The sequence below is a fragment of the Azorhizobium caulinodans ORS 571 genome, assembly GCF_000010525.1.
Classification (GTDB): Bacteria; Pseudomonadota; Alphaproteobacteria; order Rhizobiales; family Xanthobacteraceae; genus Azorhizobium; species Azorhizobium caulinodans.
On the sequence record NC_009937.1, the window covers coordinates 3,821,788 to 3,837,663 of the forward strand.

Genomic DNA, 15,876 nt, shown 5'->3' on the forward strand with positions numbered 1-15,876 from the left:
AAACGAAACGACACCGGGCAGGGCCCGGTGTCGCGGCAGGATCAGGCTGAAACGTGGGAGGCGCCCTCGGGGCCCTTGTCCCCGTCCGGCGGCGGGGCCCCGTGGCCGGCGCCGTGGGCCGGCGGCGCCTTCTTGAGGAACTTCTCCTCGAAGCGCTGGAGCACCGTGTAGAAGGACGGCACGAACAGCACCGCAAGGCAGGTGGACGCCAGCATGCCCGAGACCACGGCGATGCCGATGGACTTGCGCGAGTTGGCGCCGGCGCCGGTGGCGAACACCAGCGGCAGCACGCCGAGGATGAAGGCGAACGAGGTCATGAGGATGGGGCGGAACCGCAGCCGCGCCGCCTCCACGGCCGCGTCCATGATGTCCATCCCCTCCGCCCGCTTCTCGCGGGCGTATTCGACGATGAGGATGGCGTTCTTGGAGGCAAGCGCGATCAGCAGCACGAGGCCGATCTGCGTGTAGAGGTTGTTCGCAACCCCGAGCCCCAACAGTGCGCCCACGGTGCCGAGCAGCGCCAGCGGCACCGCGAGGATGACCGAGAGCGGCTGGATCCAGCTCTCATACTGGCCCGCGAGCACCATGTAGACCAGCAGGATCGCGAGGCCGAAGACGAAGTACATCTGCGAGCCGACCTGCTTCTCCTGGTAGGACATGGCCGTCCATTCGAAGCCCATGCCCTGCGGCAGGGTGGCCTTGGCGATCTGCTCCATGATGTCCAGCGCCTGGCCCGAGGAGAAGCCGCGGGCGTTGGTGCCGACCACGGTGGCGGTCGGATAGACATTGTAGAGCGAGATCAGCGGCGCGCCGGGCAGCACCCGGATGTCGATGAGGGTGCCGATCGGAACCATGGTCCCGTTGCCCGCCTTCACCTTGAGGTTGCCGAGATCCTCGGGCCGCACGCGGAACTTGGCGTCCGCCTGGGCATAGACCTGGAAGACGTTGCCGAACTTGTTGATCTGCGTGACGTAGGTCGAGCCCACATAGCTCGAGATGGTGTTGAAGACCTGCTTCACCGTGATGCCGAGGGTCTCGGCCTTGATGCGGTTGACCTCGACCTCAAGCTGCGGCGAGCCCACGCGGAAGGACGAGCCGACATGGCTGAGGGCGGTCTGGCCGTTGGCCTTCTCGAGGATGGCCTGCGTGGCGTTGTAGAGCAGCTGGTAGTCGAAATTGCCGTTGCGGATCAGCGGCTGCATGGTGAAGCCGGCCGCGTTGCCGATGCCCTGGATGGCCGGCGGCACCAGCACGAGGACCGAGGCCTCCTGGATCTGGCTCATGTCCTTGTTGAAGCGCTCGTAGAGCGAGAGCAGGTCCTCTCCCTTCTGCTTCTCGCGGGCGCCCCACGGATCCAGCGTGACGTAGAGCACGCCCGCGTTGCTGAGGGACGAATTGTTGTCCAGCACCGAGATGCCGGTGATGGCGATCACATTGGCGACGCCGGGGATCTTCTGGGCAATCTCGGAGGCGTTCGCGACCACCTTCGTCGTGCGCTCCGTGGAGGCGCCGTCCGGCAGTTGCACCGAGATGACGAAATAGCCCTGGTCCTCGATGGGGAGGAAGGCGGTCGGCACGCGGGTGATGCCGTAGCCGGCGATGCCGATGAGGATGAGCGCGCCCACCACCATCAGGGCCGAGTGGTGCACCATGCGGCTGATGAGGCCCGCGTACCAGTGCTCGCACTTGTTATAGACGGCGTTGAAGCCGCGGTAGAAGGCGTTGCGCTTCTCCGGCGGGGTCGGCGGCCGCAGCCACAGGGCGCACTGGGTGGGCTTCAGCGTGGCGGCGTTGATGGCCGAGATGAGCGCGGTGGCGGCGATGACCAGCGCGAACTGCTTGAACATCTGCCCCGTGAGGCCGGGAATGAACGAGGCCGGTAGGAACACCGACATCAAGACCAGGGTGATGCCGATGACCGGGCCGAACAGTTCGTCCATGGCCTTTTCGGCCGCAGGCCGCCCCGGCATGCCCTCCTCGATGTGTCGCGCCACGCCCTCCACGATCACGATGGCGTCGTCCACCACGATGCCGATGGCGAGGATGAGCGCGAACAGGGTGGAGAGGTTGATGGTGAAGCCCATGGCCGCCATGGCGGCGAAGGCACCGATGATGGTGACGGGCACCGTCGTGGCCGGGACCAGCGTCGCGCGCCAGTCCTGCAGGAAGACGATGATGACGACCAGCACGAGGATGCCGGCTTCGTAGAGGGTCTTGTAGACCTCGTCGATGGAGGCGGTGACGAAGAGCGTGGTGTCGAAGGGGATCTCGTAGGCGACACCCTGCGGGAAGCTCGTCTTCAGATCCTCCATCTTCGCCTTCACGCTCTTCGCCACGTCGAGGGCGTTGGCGCTGGGCAGCTGGAAGATGGCGATGCCGGTGGCCGGCTTGTTGTCGAGGGTGAAGGTCTTGCTGTAGCTCTGCGCGCCGAGCTCCACCCGGCCGACATCGCGCACGCGCACGATCTGTCCGCCGTTGTCGTTGTTCACCTTGACGATGATGTTCTCATAGTCCGGCACGTCGTTGAGCCGGCCCTTGATGTTCACCGTGTACTGGAAGCTGGTGCCGTTCGGCGCGGGCGGCATGCCCGTCTGGCCGGCGGTCACTTCCTGGCTCTGGCCCTGGATGGCGTTGATGACGTCCGAAGGCGTCAGGCCATAGGCCTGGAGGTGGTCCGGATCGAGCCACACGCGCATGGCGTATTCGCCGGCACCGAACACCACCACGTTGCCGACGCCCGGCAGGCGGGCCAGCTCGTTCTGGATGTTGATGATGGCGTAGTTGGAGAGATAGAGGCCGTCATACTGGCCCGTGGGCGAGGTCAGCGCCACGAACTCGAGGATGGACGTGCCCTTCTGCAGCACGGTCACGCCCTGCTGCTGCACCGACTGGGGGAGCGAGGCGAGCGCGATGGACACACGGTTCTGCACCAGCACCTGCGCCATGTTCGGATCGGTGCCGATGGCGAAGGTCACGACCAGCGTGTAGGTGCCGTCGCTGGCCGACCAGGACTGCATGTAGAGCATGCCCTCGACGCCGTTCACCTGCTGCTCGATGGGCAGGGCGACCGTATCCACGAGGGTCTTGGCGCTGGCGCCGGGATAGTTCACCGACACCGTCACCGTGGGCGGGACGATGTTGGGATACTGGGCCACCGGCAGGCGCAACACGCACACCGCGCCGATCAGGACGAAAAAGAGCGCCAGGACGTTCGCGAGAACCGGCCGCTCGATGAAAAAGCGCGAGATCATGGTCGCTGCCTGTGTTCGAGGGACCGGAGGTCAGTTCTTGGGCGCAGGCTTGGACGGATCGATCGGCGGCTTGGGCTTGGCGCTCTCGTTCACCATCTGCCCCTTCTCGACCGTGACCTTCGAGCCGGGGACGGCGCGCTGGAGGCCGTTCACCACCACCTGGTCACCCTTGGCGAGGCCCGAGGTGATGGCGCGCAGGCCTTCCGCCTGCATCTGGCCGAGCTGCACGGTCTGCTGCTTCACGATGCCGTCGGACCCGACGGTCAGCACATAGCTGCCGCTCTGGTTGGTGCCGATGGCGGCGTCCGCCACCAGAACCATGTCGGTGGAGGCCCCGAGCGGCAGGCGGACGCGGGCGAAGAGACCCGGCAGCAGGGAGAGATCCTTGTTGTCGAAGATGCCGCGCACGGTGAGCGTGCCGGTATTGGCGTCCACCTGCGGGGCCACATAGTCGAGGTGGCCAACGTGGGGATAGCCCTGCTCGGTCTGGAGGCCGATCTCCACCGGAATATCGGCAAGCTGCCCCTCGATGCTGCGCAGGGTCTTGCCCTGCTGGGCCAGGGCGTCCTTGATGCGCAGGACCTGCGTCTCCGAGAGCGAGAACCAGACGTAGATGGGGTTGATCTCGACGATGGTGGCGAGCTTGGTGGGGCTGCCGTAGCCGACCAGCGCGCCGACATCCTGAAGGTGGGCGGTCACGACGCCGTCGAAGGGCGCGCGCACCTCCGTATAGCCGAGGTTGATCTTGGCGAGGTCGAGGCTGGCCTGCGCGTTCTGAACGTCCGCCACCGCCCCGTCGCGCTTGGCGCGCGCCTGATCGAGGGTGGCCTGCGAGGCGAAGTCCTGCTTGGCGAGCTGGTTCTGCCGGTTGAACTCGGCTTCCGCCTGAACCTGGGCGGCCTGCTTGGCGGCGAGCGTCGCCTGGGCCTGCGCCACGTCGGCCTTGTACTGATCCTGTTCGATGACGAAGAGCAGGTCGCCCTTCTTCGCCATCGCGCCGTCCTTGTAGTTGATGCTGGTGAGGAAGCCCTGCACGCGGGCGTTCAGGTCCACCGTATTGATGGAGGCCGTGTTGCCAGTCAGCTCCAGATAGCGCACCACCGACTGCTCGGGCGCCGGGGCGACCGTGACGGTGGGCGGCGGCGGGGCGACATAGGTATTCTGCTCATTGCAGCCGGCCAGCGCCAGCGCCGCCAGAGCCGGCGCCACGACCTTGACGGACCGCCCCTCGAACGCCGCACCGCGCACGCCAGCAACCCACGCCCAAACCGTCATAATCGACCCCCGACCTTCACCCGGCGCGAGTGTAAGCAGCGCCCCCGGACCTGTCCATGAGACCGCCATACCAGAGTAACGCCCTGACGACACCCCTCCCTGGCGAAAAGCTGCCCGGATCCGGCCCCTGCCCCGCTCACGCTCGCTGGCCACAGTCACAAAGTGCCGCCGCGCCGTATTTTCCGGCCGCTCGCATTGACAAGCCGCCGACCCGTTCATAAGTCTCCCCGCGGCGCGTCAGGCGGTTCGCAGCGGCGTTTTTCGGCCGGGGTGTGGCCTAATCGCCGCAGCCCGGCGCCGAAACGCAGCGGACTTGCTGGCGCCCCATTGTGCGTCGATGAGGGCGCCATCTCCCGGAGGGTCCGGCGGCCGTCTCCGCCCTTCCGCTGACGTGAAGACGGCACGGATAGAGACGCACAATGCTCGGTGGACTTGCCCGCAAGATTTTCGGCTCCGCGAACGATCGGCGGGTCCGCGGCTATCGGCCCAGCGTGGAAGCCATCAACAAGCTGGAACCGGAACTGGAGACGCTCACCGACGAGCAGCTCCGCGAACGCACCGTCATGTTCCGCCAGCAGCTAGCCGAGGGCAAGACGCTGGACGACCTGCTCGTCCCCGCCTTCGCCACGGTGCGCGAGGCGGCCAAGCGCGTGATGGGCATGCGCCACTTCGACGTGCAGCTCATCGGCGGCATGGTGCTGCACGACGCCGGCATCGCCGAGATGCGCACCGGCGAGGGCAAGACCCTGGTCGCCACCCTGCCCGTCTATCTCAACGCGCTCGCCGGCAAGGGCGTCCACGTCGTCACCGTGAACGACTATCTTGCCCGACGCGACGCGGAATGGATGGCGAAGGTGTACGGCTTCCTCGGCCTCACCACCGGCATCATCGTCCACGGCCTCGACGACGACCAGCGCCGCGCGGCCTATGCCTGCGACGTCACCTACGCGACGAACAACGAGCTGGGCTTCGACTACCTGCGCGACAACATGAAGTACGAGCGCGCCCAGATGGTGCAGCGCCCACACTATTTCGCCATCGTGGACGAGGTGGACTCCATCCTCATCGACGAGGCGCGCACGCCGCTCATCATCTCCGGCCCGCTCGACGACCGCTCGGACTTCTACAACACCATCGACAAGTTCATCCCGCGCCTCTCCAAGGGCGACTATGAGGTGGACGAGAAGCAGCGCTCCGTCGCCATGACCGAAGCCGGCATGGAGAAGATGGAGCAGATGCTGACCGAGGCGGAGCTGCTGAAGTCCGGTTCGCTCTACGACATCGAGAACGTCTCCATCGTTCACCACGTCAATCAGGCGCTGCGCGCGCACTCCCTGTTCCAGCGGGACAAGGACTACATCGTGCGCAACGACGAGGTGGTGATCATCGACGAGTTCACCGGCCGCATGATGCCGGGGCGCCGCTATTCGGAAGGCCTGCATCAGGCGCTGGAGGCCAAGGAGCGCGTCACCGTCCAGCCCGAGAACCAGACGCTCGCCTCCATCACCTTCCAGAACTATTTCCGCCTCTATGAGCGGCTGGGCGGCATGACCGGCACCGCAGCCACCGAGGCCGCCGAGTTCGCCGACATCTACAAGCTGGACGTGGTGGAAATCCCCACCAACCGCAAGGTCCAGCGCATCGACGACGACGACGAGGTCTATCGCACCAACCGCGAGAAGTTCGACGCCATCGTCAAGCTCATCCAGGAGTGCGCGGCGCGCAAGCAGCCGGTGCTGGTGGGCACCACCTCCATCGAGAAGTCGGAGCTTCTGGCCGAGCGGCTGAAGCAGGCCGGCATGCGCCAGAAGGACTTTTCCGACCGCGCCGCCTTCACGGGCAGCTCGGACGGCAAGAGCTTCGCGGTGCTGAATGCTCGCTACCACGAGCAGGAAGCCTTCATCGTCGCGCAGGCCGGCGTGCCGGGCGCGGTGACGATCGCCACCAACATGGCCGGCCGCGGCACCGACATCCAGCTCGGCGGCAATGCGGAGATGCGCATCAGCGAGGAGCTGGCCGACCTGCCCGCCGGCCCCGAGCGCGAGGCGGCGGAAGCGAAGATCCGCGAGGAGATCGCCGCCCTCAAGCAGGAGGCGCTGGCCGCCGGCGGCCTCTTCGTGCTCGGCACCGAGCGCCACGAGAGCCGGCGCATCGACAACCAGCTGCGCGGCCGCTCCGGCCGCCAGGGCGACCCCGGCCACTCCAAGTTCTTCCTGTCGCTGGAAGACGACCTCATGCGCATCTTCGGCTCCGACCGGCTGGAGGGCATGCTGAAGCGCCTCGGCCTGCAGGAGGGCGAGGCCATCATCCACCCCTGGATCAACCGGGCGCTGGAGAAGGCGCAGCAGAAGGTCGAGGCGCGCAACTACGACATGCGCAAGAACGTCCTCAAGTATGACGACGTTCTCAACGACCAGCGCAAGGTGGTGTTCGAGCAGCGGCTCGAGCTGATGAATGACGAGGACGTGGCCGAGACCGTGGTGGACATGCGCCACGACGTCATCACCGATCTCGTCGCCAAGTACATTCCGGTCAATTCCTATCCCGAGCAGTGGGATGTGAAGGGCCTCGACTTCGCCGTGCGCGACGTGCTCACCCTCGCCCTTCCGATCGAGGACTGGGCCAAGGAGGAAGGCATCGCCGGCCCGGAAGTCACCGAGCGCATCATCCAGAAGGCCGACGAGTGGATGGCCTCCAAGAGCGCGCAGTATGGCCCCGAGCTGATGCGCTATGTGGAGAAGTCGATCCTGCTCCAGACGCTGGATCATCTCTGGCGCGAGCACATCGCCATGCTGGACCATCTGCGTCAGGTCATCGGCCTGCGCGGCTATGGCCAGCGCGATCCGCTGCAGGAATACAAGTCCGAGGCCTTCCAGCTGTTCTCGGCCATGCTCGGCCGCCTGCGGGAGATCGTCACCGCCCAGCTCATGCGGGTGGAGATCGTCTCGACCCCCCAGCCCACCGAGCTGCCGCCCATGGAAGCGCACCACATCGACGCCTCCACGGGCGAGGACGAACTGGCCTCCGCCGGCGCTGCCCTCAGCGCCCGGCCGGAACTGGCGCTGGCCACCGAAGTCCCCGCCGCCGACCGCGACCCCAACGACCCCTCCACCTGGGGCAAGGTGGGCCGCAACGAACCCTGCCCCTGCGGCTCCGGCAAGAAGTTCAAGCACTGCCACGGCCGGTTTGCCTGAGGCAGGGTGCACCGGAATGAGAAAGCCCCGGACGGGTGAACCGTCCGGGGCTTTTTTGTGGTGCGACGTATCCGGAAATGACCCACACAGGACATTCGGAGACGCATTTCGCGGTATCCAATTCTGGTTGCCTCGGCACTAAAGTGCGCGCCCTGCTCCGATTGTGCCTTTGCCTTGTCAAGCACAAGCGGGAGGCTAAAGTGCGCCGCCCGCTGAAGCCGGGGGTTGAGCACAGGGGAGAATAGTGTGACGCGCGTGTCATTCGACAGCACGAAAAAGCCGCTTGAGGAGCTTTTGAAACAGGCCCGCGCGGGCACGCTCCAGCTCCCGGACTTTCAGCGTAGTTGGGTGTGGCGTGACGATAGCCTCCGCGCCATCCTCGCCTCCGTCTCCCGATCTTTTCCGGTTGGGACATTAATGACCCTTCAGACGGGCGGAGACGTGAACTTCAAGCCGCGCCCGATCGAAGGGACGCCCACGAATGCCGGGACGATTGCCCCCGACGCCTTGGTGCTCGACGGCCAACAGCGCATCACTTCGCTTTATCAGCTCACGATGCGTCAGGAGGTGGTCGTCACCCGAGACGTGAAGAAGCAACCAATTAGTCGCTGGTATTACATCGACATGAAGGCGGCCCTTGATCCACAGGTAGACCGTGAGGCCGCCATCATTGGTGTGCGAGAAGATCGCACAGAACTGAGAGGATTTGAGGTTGTTCGTGACCTTTCCACGCAAGAGCGAGAATTCGAGCAATGCATGTTCCCTACGAATAAGATTTTCGACTCTGATCAATGGCAGATGGGATTCGCCAACCATTGGAAGTTTGATCAGGAAAAAATGACACTCTGGTTCGCCTTCGCGAATGAGTTGCTCGCAGCCTTCAGGCAATACCAGATGCCGGTAATTGCGCTGGATAGGTCTACCTCGCGAGAGGCAGTATGTTTGGTGTTTGAGAAGGTCAACACGGGCGGCGAGAAGCTGGATGCGTTCGAACTACTCACTGCAATTTATGCGGCCAGCGAATTCGACTTACGCACGGATTGGCGCGGTGGTGGTGAGGCGGGAGACGGTCGGGCAAAAAGGATCGCGTCGGGCATACCCTTTCCGAAGAACGCCCTCACGCAACTTCAAGCGACAGACTTCCTTCAGGCGGTATCACTGCTTTACAGCCTGGAGCGGCGGCGTTCGCACCGAGGGTCGAGCGAGCCACCAGCCGTGACCGCGAAGCGAGACGATCTGCTCCGCATCCCGCTCGATCGCTACAAGGAACTTGCCCCTCGGATCGAAGCCGGTTTCGTGGCTGCCGGCCGGCTTCTGTTCTCCCAACACGTCTACGGCGTGAAGGATTTGCCCTATCAGTCCCAGCTCGTGCCGTTTGCCGTTATCTTCGCTGATCTCGCGGCAGATGCCGACAAGCATGACGTGAAGCAAAAGCTCCTACGCTGGTGGTGGTGCGGCGTATTTGGTGAACTCTACGGCTCGGCGATCGAGAGCCGATTTGCTCGGGATGTTCAGGAGGTCCCAGCTTGGGTGAATGGCGGTGAGGAACCAAGCACCATTCGCGACGCAACCTTCCGGTCCGAGCGGCTGGACACCATGACCTCTCGGCTATCTGCGGCCTACAAGGGCGTCCACGTCCTGCTCATGCAGGCCGGCGCCAAAGATTTCCGCACCGGGCAGGCCTTCAGTCATATGGTTTATTTCGGCGAAAACGTAGACATTCACCACGTATTCCCCCGCGCATGGTGCGAAGCAAATAAAATAAAGAGAAGCGCGTACGATAATATTATTAATAAAACTCCTCTATTTTATAAATCAAACCGCACTATTGGCGGCTCAGCACCATCCACCTATCTTGGGCGCCTACTTAAGGAAAAAGCGATTGATTCCGTTGCGGAACAGGATGCTGTGATCTCGACGCACGGCATCAACCCCAAGCTCCTCCGAATGGATAATTTTGACGCTTTTTGCGCAGAGCGTCGGGAGGAGCTCCTCAAACTCATTGAAGGTGCCACAGGAAAGGCGGCCTATAGGGGTGAGGCCGCCCCGACAGAAGACGCCCCCCTTGGGCTAGCCGAGTCGGACGAAGACCAAGAGGATGAGATTGTGGAGGATGCGGGCGAACTGGCCGCAAACGACCTCGAGTCGGCGTAGCCGGAACCGACGCTCACCGCGACTACTCAACGTCCGGTTCGGAACACTGCGTTATTTTCCTGTTGTTGGCGCCGCGCAAATATATCGCGAGCTACAACTGACACAAATCCGACAAAAAAATCCGGCCGCCTCGCCAGGCGTCCGGGTCTCCTCACCTCGCTCCGCCACCAGCACCATCCAGCGCCTGCCCATGTGGAGGCAGTGGTAAAGGCCGCCGTCGAGGCGCCACCGGTCAGCAGGCGAGCCTACTCGGCGATGCGGCCTTGGTCGCAGATCAGAAGCCGGTCGAGCGTGCGCACGGCGGAGAGTCGGTGGCCGATGACGCGGGTGGTGCGCCCTTCCACCAGCCGCGCCAGAACCGCCCAGCCGCGCGAGCCTCATCGACGGAAGTGCGAAACCCGCACCATAAGCCTGAAGCGGCTTCACCCGTTCTGACGACGCTCCACCTTGGATGAACGCACACCCTTTCGCGGAGCCCCTTCACGTCTGCGGGAGCGGCTCAAGGTGCGACATTCCGGCCCTAGGCCGCGCACCGGCAACCCTGTATGCAGACGAAATCCGATCAATAAAGATACATTGATCGCATATTGAATGCACTTCCGCATCATCGCGGCGGTGCAGGAGGCGCAGACGTGATCACTCCGGGGCTGAGGATCGAAGGCCAGTGCGCGGGCGGTTCGCACGCATGGGTGTTCGGGAGGCAGATCATCTCCATGGCCCACCCGCCCCCATAGCGGGACGCATCCCGTCATCGCGGCCGGGCTGACGAGGGCTCTCCCGTCAATGCCGTCAGAGCCTGCCCGGACGTTCGAGGGTTTGGCTTCTGTCCTTCCCGCCCGCCTGCCCCCTCCCACCCCGCCCGCAGGCGGGAGAGGGCTTTCCCCGCGAGGTTTCGGGCGTGTCGCTGCCGGTGGCGCGGCGGGCCCCCTCTCCCGCCTGCGGGAGAGGGATGGGGAGGGGGAAGGGCCGTTCGGGAACGTCCAGACGGGCCCTCGCCTACCCCAAGCCCCTTCCGCATCGCCCGGCACCGCCCCTGCCCTCCAAGCGGAAGGCCGTCATTCAGACCCCGAGACGAAGCCCCCTGCTCCGCCTTGGCTCATCCCCCGGATCGGGCTCCGTGATCCCGAGCGCCCCGCGCGACAGACGGAGCCCAAAGAGACACTCCCATGGAAATGATCGACCTGTTCCCCATCGTCTTCGGCACGTTCAAGGTGGTCGTGCTCGGCGTCTGCATGTACTTCGCCATCAAGTGGCATCACGATCAGGCCAAGCTGAAGAAGAAGGCCGCCGAGGAGCAACAGGCCGCCGCCGGCGCCCCCGCACACCCGACCGAGACGCCGCTCTGAGGGCGGGGGGACTGGAAGAACGTCATGTGGATCGGCTTGGCGCTTGATCTCCAGGCCTGCTCCATCGGCACGGCGTGGATGGCCGGGACGAGCCCGGCCATGATGGGCGTGGGTGTCTGCCCCCGAAGATCGAAGACGGACGGTCAAATATCTATGCGATACCCCCCCGCCTTACGGCAGGGGCAGAGGCCGCTCGGAGAGTTCCAAACGGCCTCTGGGACGGCCGCTCACTCCGCCGCCAGACCCAGATCCAGCGTCTGGCGCTCGTGGAGGCGGCGGTAGAGGCCGCCGTCGAGGCGCAGCAGGTCCGCCGGGCGGCCCTGCTCGGCGATGCGGCCGTGATCGAAGACCAGAAGCCGGTCGAGCGTGCGCACGGTGGAGAGCCGGTGGGCGATGACGACGCGCTGGCGCGCGCCGCCCGAGTGCTTCAGCCTCGAAGCCCCACCTCCCGCTATGGAGACGGGCACGGGCACCCGCGCCGCCCCCTCGCCTTCCGCGGGAAGAACATCCGGCGGAAGGCTCCAGCGGCGCCGAAGGTCGAGCGCGCGGAGATCGGCCCCCGCGGGGCCATGTCCTCGCCCTCGCGTCAGACGAAGGTCGGGAACCGCCCATCGGCGAACAAGGCCGGCCGCAGGCGCGCCCATGTCGACGCGAACTGGAAGGTGTCGAGATCGGCGAAGGTCTGTCCGATCACCTGCATGCCCGAGGGCATTCCCTCATCCACCAGGCCGAGCGGAACGTCCACCACCGGGTAGCGGTTGAGGAGGTTCCACGGCCAGGTCAGTGCCGCCCCGAACCCCGTGCCCGTCCACAGGTCGACGTTGTCCGCCTTGCTCTTGAACATATCCGCCCGGACGAGCGGCGTCGCCATGGTGGGCATCAGCAGGACACGGTACCCCTTGCCGAAGACCCGCTGCTGAACCTGCCGGTGCAGGCGCTCGGCCAGTGCCTCGGCTTCCTCCGCCTGACGCGGTCCGACGGCTCCGACGAGGTCGATCACCTCCGCCATATAGGGCGAGAGCAGACCGCGATTGGCATTCGCGACATCGACCAGGGTGCCCAGGGACGTCGCCATCAGGCCGCGAATGAAGACGAGTTTCTGATCCTTCGAGAAGCCGCAGTCGACCTCGTCCACGACGCAGCCCGCCTTGCGGAGCGTGTCCACGCCGTCCTGCATCGCCGCCTTCACCGATGGAATGACCTCGGCGACGGCCGCGCCCCAGTCCACGGCGATCCGCCATCCCGAGAGGTCGGGATACTGGGCGGGATAGTCGAGGCGAGGCCGGATGGCGGCCATGACCCTGTCGGAAGGGCCGACGATCGCGTTCTGGAGGTGGAGGAGATCGTCGCAGCGGCGGGCGAGCGGGCCCGAGGTCGAGAAGGGGACTTCCCCGCTCGCGACACGCCCGAACGGCGGCCTGAACCCATAGAGGCCATTCTGCGAGGCGGGGATGCGGATCGAGCCGCCCATGTCCGACCCCATCGCCAGCGTTGCGAAGCCCGCAGCCAGCGCCGCCCCCGAGCCCGCCGACGACCCGCCCGGAGAGTAGGCGAGGTTCCACGGATTGTGGGTCGTGCCCCAGGCGCGGGTCGAGGCGCCGATAAAAAGATAGAACTCCGGCACCGTCGTCTGGAACGGCATGACGGCCCCGGCCGCTTCGAGCGCGTCGATGATCGCGTCGTTTTCGGTCATCGCCGGCGATTCTTTGTAAACGAGCGAGCCCTGCGTTACCCGCCAGCCAGGGCGGCTGAACTCGTCCTTGATCGCGACCGTGATGCCCTCGAGAGGTCTTGCATCGCCGCGCCCATACCGGTCCTCGGACTGCCGGGCTTCCTTCAGCGCCTGGTCGAAATGTTCGTCGGTAATGCAATTTATCTTGGAGTTGAACGCCTCGATGCGCTTGATCTGCGCCTTCAGCAGTTCGACCGGAGAAGCCTTCCGGGCCCGGAACAGGGCGACGAGTTCGTCAACCGAGGCGTAGCTGAGCGGATCGTTCGCCTCGGCCCGCGCGGCCGTCGTAGCGAGCCTTGACGCGACGAAGGCCGTTCCCGCCGCCTTGATGAACGTTCTGCGATCAATCATGTGGGCAACCTTTCGTCAAAGGGTCCGAACACGAGGCAGACCGGGGCGGCGGCCACGAAGACGCAAAGGCCAATACCAACCATCTTTGTCAAAGGTAGATGGCCACGCTCCAAGAAATGCAGGAGCTTAACCAACGAATACTCACAACACGCCGTATATTACATTGACGCACGTCAACCTGCGGCGAGTGGTCATCCGGAGGGGGCTCAGCACGGGCTGCCTTCCATCCGTGAAACGCGCGTCTCGCACCCTCGCGGCCGGCGAGAATGGACACGCGCCAGCTGCGTTTGCGGCACGCCCCTGCGCCACAGCCCCGGACGCCCGAGGGCGTCCGGGTTCACTCCCTTCACTCCGCCGCCAGACCCAGATCCAGCGTCTGGCGCTCGTGGAGGCGGCGGTAGAGGCCGCCGTCGAGGCGCAGCAGGTCCGCCGGGCGGCCCTGCTCGGCGATGCGGCCGTGGTCGAAGACCAGAAGTCGGTCGAGCGTGCGCACGGTGGAGAGCCGGTGGGCGATGACGAGGGTGGTGCGCCCCTCCATCAGCCGCTCCATGGCCTCCTGGATCTGCGCCTCCGATTCCGAATCAAGGCTTGAGGTGGCCTCGTCCAGAATGAGGATGGGCGCATCCGCCAGAAACGCGCGGGCGATGGCGACGCGCTGGCGCTCGCCGCCCGAGAGCTTCACGCCCCGCTCGCCCACCAGCGTCGCATAGCCGCGCGGCAGGCGGGCGATGAAGCCGGACGCATTGGCCAGCGCCGCCGCCCGCTCGATCTCCGCCCTGCTCGCCTCGGGCCGGGCATAGGCGATGTTCTCCGCCAGCGTCCGGTGAAACAGGATCGGCTCCTGCTGCACCACGGCGATCTGGCGGCGCAAGCTCGCCTGCGTCACCGCCCGCACATCCTGCCCGTCCACGCACACGCGGCCGTCGCTCACGTCATGCAGGCGCTGCACCAGCTTGACGAAGGTGGTCTTGCCCGAGCCGGATGGCCCCACCAGCCCCACCCGCTCGCCGGGGGCGATCTCCACGTGGAGGTCGTCATAGAGCGGCGTCTCATGGCCCGGATAATGGAAGCGCACATGCTCGAAGGCGATGCGCCCTTGCCTGATCCGCGCCGGCACGGCATCCGGCCGGTCCGCGATGGAGACGGCCGTCTCGTGGATCTCGGCCAGCTCCTGCATGTCGTTCACCGAGCGCTGGAGATTGTGGACGTAATAGCCGATGTCCCTCAGATAGCCGTGGACGACGAAATACATGGTGAGCATGTAGGCCACCTCGCCCGGGCTCGCCTGTCCCCTCCACCACAGCCACAGGCCCGTGCCGATGATGGCCGTGCGCAGGGCCAGCAGCGCCAAGAGTTGCGCCGTGCCGCTCCAGGTGTGGGCCATCCAGGTGCGGCGGACGCGTGCGCGCCACTTGCCCATGACGCGATCCAGCCGCGCCTCCTCCCGCGCCTCGGCGCCGAAGCCCTTCACCACGGCGTTGCAGCCGATGGCATCCGCCAGCGTGCCGCCCACCCGCGTGTCCCAGCGGTTGGACAGCTCGGAGGCGGGTGCGACGTAATAGACCGACAGCGCCACCGTCAGCGCGATGAACAGCACCGCACCGCCGCCGATCACCGCCCCCATGATGGGCCACTGGATGGCGAGCAGCACCGCCGCGCCCATCAGCACGGTGACGGAGGGCAGCAGCGCCACCAGCAGCGTGTCGTTCAAGAGGTCGAGCGACCACATGCCCCGCGTGATCTTCCGCACGGTGGAGCCGGCGAACGAATTGGCGTGCCAGTCGGAGGAGAAGCGCTGCACGCGCGCGAACGCATCCTGCGCCACGTCCGCCATCATGCGGATGGTGAGGCGCACGATGCCCGCATAGGCGATGTGGCGGAACACCACCATGACGGCGCCGAGCGCGAGAATGGTGAAGAAGGCGTGCAGCGCCGCCGCCCCCGCCTCCGGGCGCGCGGCGGCGGCCGCGCTTTCGGCGGAGACGAGCGCATCCACGAGCCGGCCCGCATAGAGCGGCACCAGCACCTCGCAGAGGGTGGAGAGCGCAATGGTGCCCACGATCACCCCGATCACGCCCGGCTGGCGGCGCCAGTGGGCGGAGAGGAAACCGAAGACGAGGCGGAAGGCGCGCGAGCCCTTGGAACGGCGCAAAGACGACATGGCGATGCCCGGCGGCATGACGCCCGCCGGCCCTGATGAAACGAAATGGGAAAGCGTGCCCCTCAGCGGGCACGAACTGGCGCGGAAGATCGGTTGGATCAGCGCTGCGGCTCGGGAAGAATGCCGCTTGCCGACCAAGGGGCGCATCCGGCGGATTGTCCCGCAATCCGGTTCGGCGGCGGCCCGTCAGGCGTCCGGAGCAGTCGGTGTCAGACGGCTAGTCTGATCCGATCCGGCTCCAGACCTGAACTGGTCGGCTCCCCCGCAGGGGCGTGTACTGACGCATCTGGCCCCTCCTGCGGGTTGAAGATGCCCCTTTCGTACCCCTCCCCTAAGGAAAGGGTCAAGCCGGCGGGCAAATGTTCACGCAGCCTTGAGCATTGCGGCGGTAACGGGAGCAGGCCGCACGCGC

At 65.7% G+C, this 15,876-nt stretch carries 7 protein-coding genes and 1 pseudogene; 3 read left to right on the forward strand and 5 right to left on the reverse strand.

Going from position 1 to position 15,876, the window contains the following annotated elements; all coding sequences use genetic code 11:
* Window positions 1-41: 41 nt before the first annotated feature.
* Together AZC_RS17025 and AZC_RS17030 are read right to left on the reverse strand one after the other, a co-directional pair.
* The gene (locus tag AZC_RS17025) at window positions 42-3,251 is read right to left on the reverse strand and encodes an efflux RND transporter permease subunit (protein WP_012171828.1); all 3,210 of its coding nucleotides are present in this window, start codon (window positions 3,249-3,251) and stop codon (window positions 42-44) included.
* A 30-nt stretch (window positions 3,252-3,281) separates the two neighbouring features.
* Window positions 3,282-4,499: an efflux RND transporter periplasmic adaptor subunit gene (locus AZC_RS17030; RefSeq protein WP_043880440.1), complete on the reverse strand. Its 1,218-nt coding sequence runs from the start codon at window positions 4,497-4,499 to the stop codon at window positions 3,282-3,284.
* Between the two features lie 446 nt (window positions 4,500-4,945).
* On the opposite strand from AZC_RS17030, the gene secA reads away from it, so the two are divergent.
* The 3 genes from secA (at window position 4,946) to AZC_RS17045 (ending at window position 11,220) form a co-directional block, all read left to right on the forward strand.
* On the forward strand, window positions 4,946-7,720 hold the full coding sequence (gene secA, locus AZC_RS17035) for a preprotein translocase subunit SecA (RefSeq protein WP_012171830.1): 2,775 nt from the start codon (window positions 4,946-4,948) through the stop codon (window positions 7,718-7,720).
* A gap of 255 nt (window positions 7,721-7,975) precedes the next feature.
* Window positions 7,976-9,874, forward strand: coding sequence for a DUF262 domain-containing protein (locus tag AZC_RS17040; RefSeq protein ID WP_244421734.1), 1,899 nt, complete (start codon window positions 7,976-7,978; stop codon window positions 9,872-9,874).
* 1,166 nt (window positions 9,875-11,040) lie between these two features.
* Window positions 11,041-11,220, forward strand: a complete 180-nt coding sequence (locus tag AZC_RS17045; protein WP_012171833.1) for a hypothetical protein — start codon at window positions 11,041-11,043, stop codon at window positions 11,218-11,220.
* A 227-nt stretch (window positions 11,221-11,447) separates the two neighbouring features.
* Here AZC_RS17045 and AZC_RS17050 read toward each other — a convergent pair.
* From AZC_RS17050 to AZC_RS17060, 3 genes and pseudogenes are all read right to left on the reverse strand, one after another.
* Window positions 11,448-11,630, reverse strand: a pseudogene (locus tag AZC_RS17050) (hypothetical protein); the annotation flags it as partial.
* A 176-nt stretch (window positions 11,631-11,806) separates the two neighbouring features.
* Window positions 11,807-13,303: an amidase gene (locus AZC_RS17055; protein WP_012171835.1), complete on the reverse strand. Its 1,497-nt coding sequence runs from the start codon at window positions 13,301-13,303 to the stop codon at window positions 11,807-11,809.
* A 346-nt stretch (window positions 13,304-13,649) separates the two neighbouring features.
* Window positions 13,650-15,464 (reverse strand): ABC transporter ATP-binding protein, encoded by a 1,815-nt coding sequence (locus AZC_RS17060; protein ID WP_012171836.1) that lies wholly within the window; start codon window positions 15,462-15,464, stop codon window positions 13,650-13,652.
* Between the last annotated feature and the right edge of the window lie 412 nt (window positions 15,465-15,876).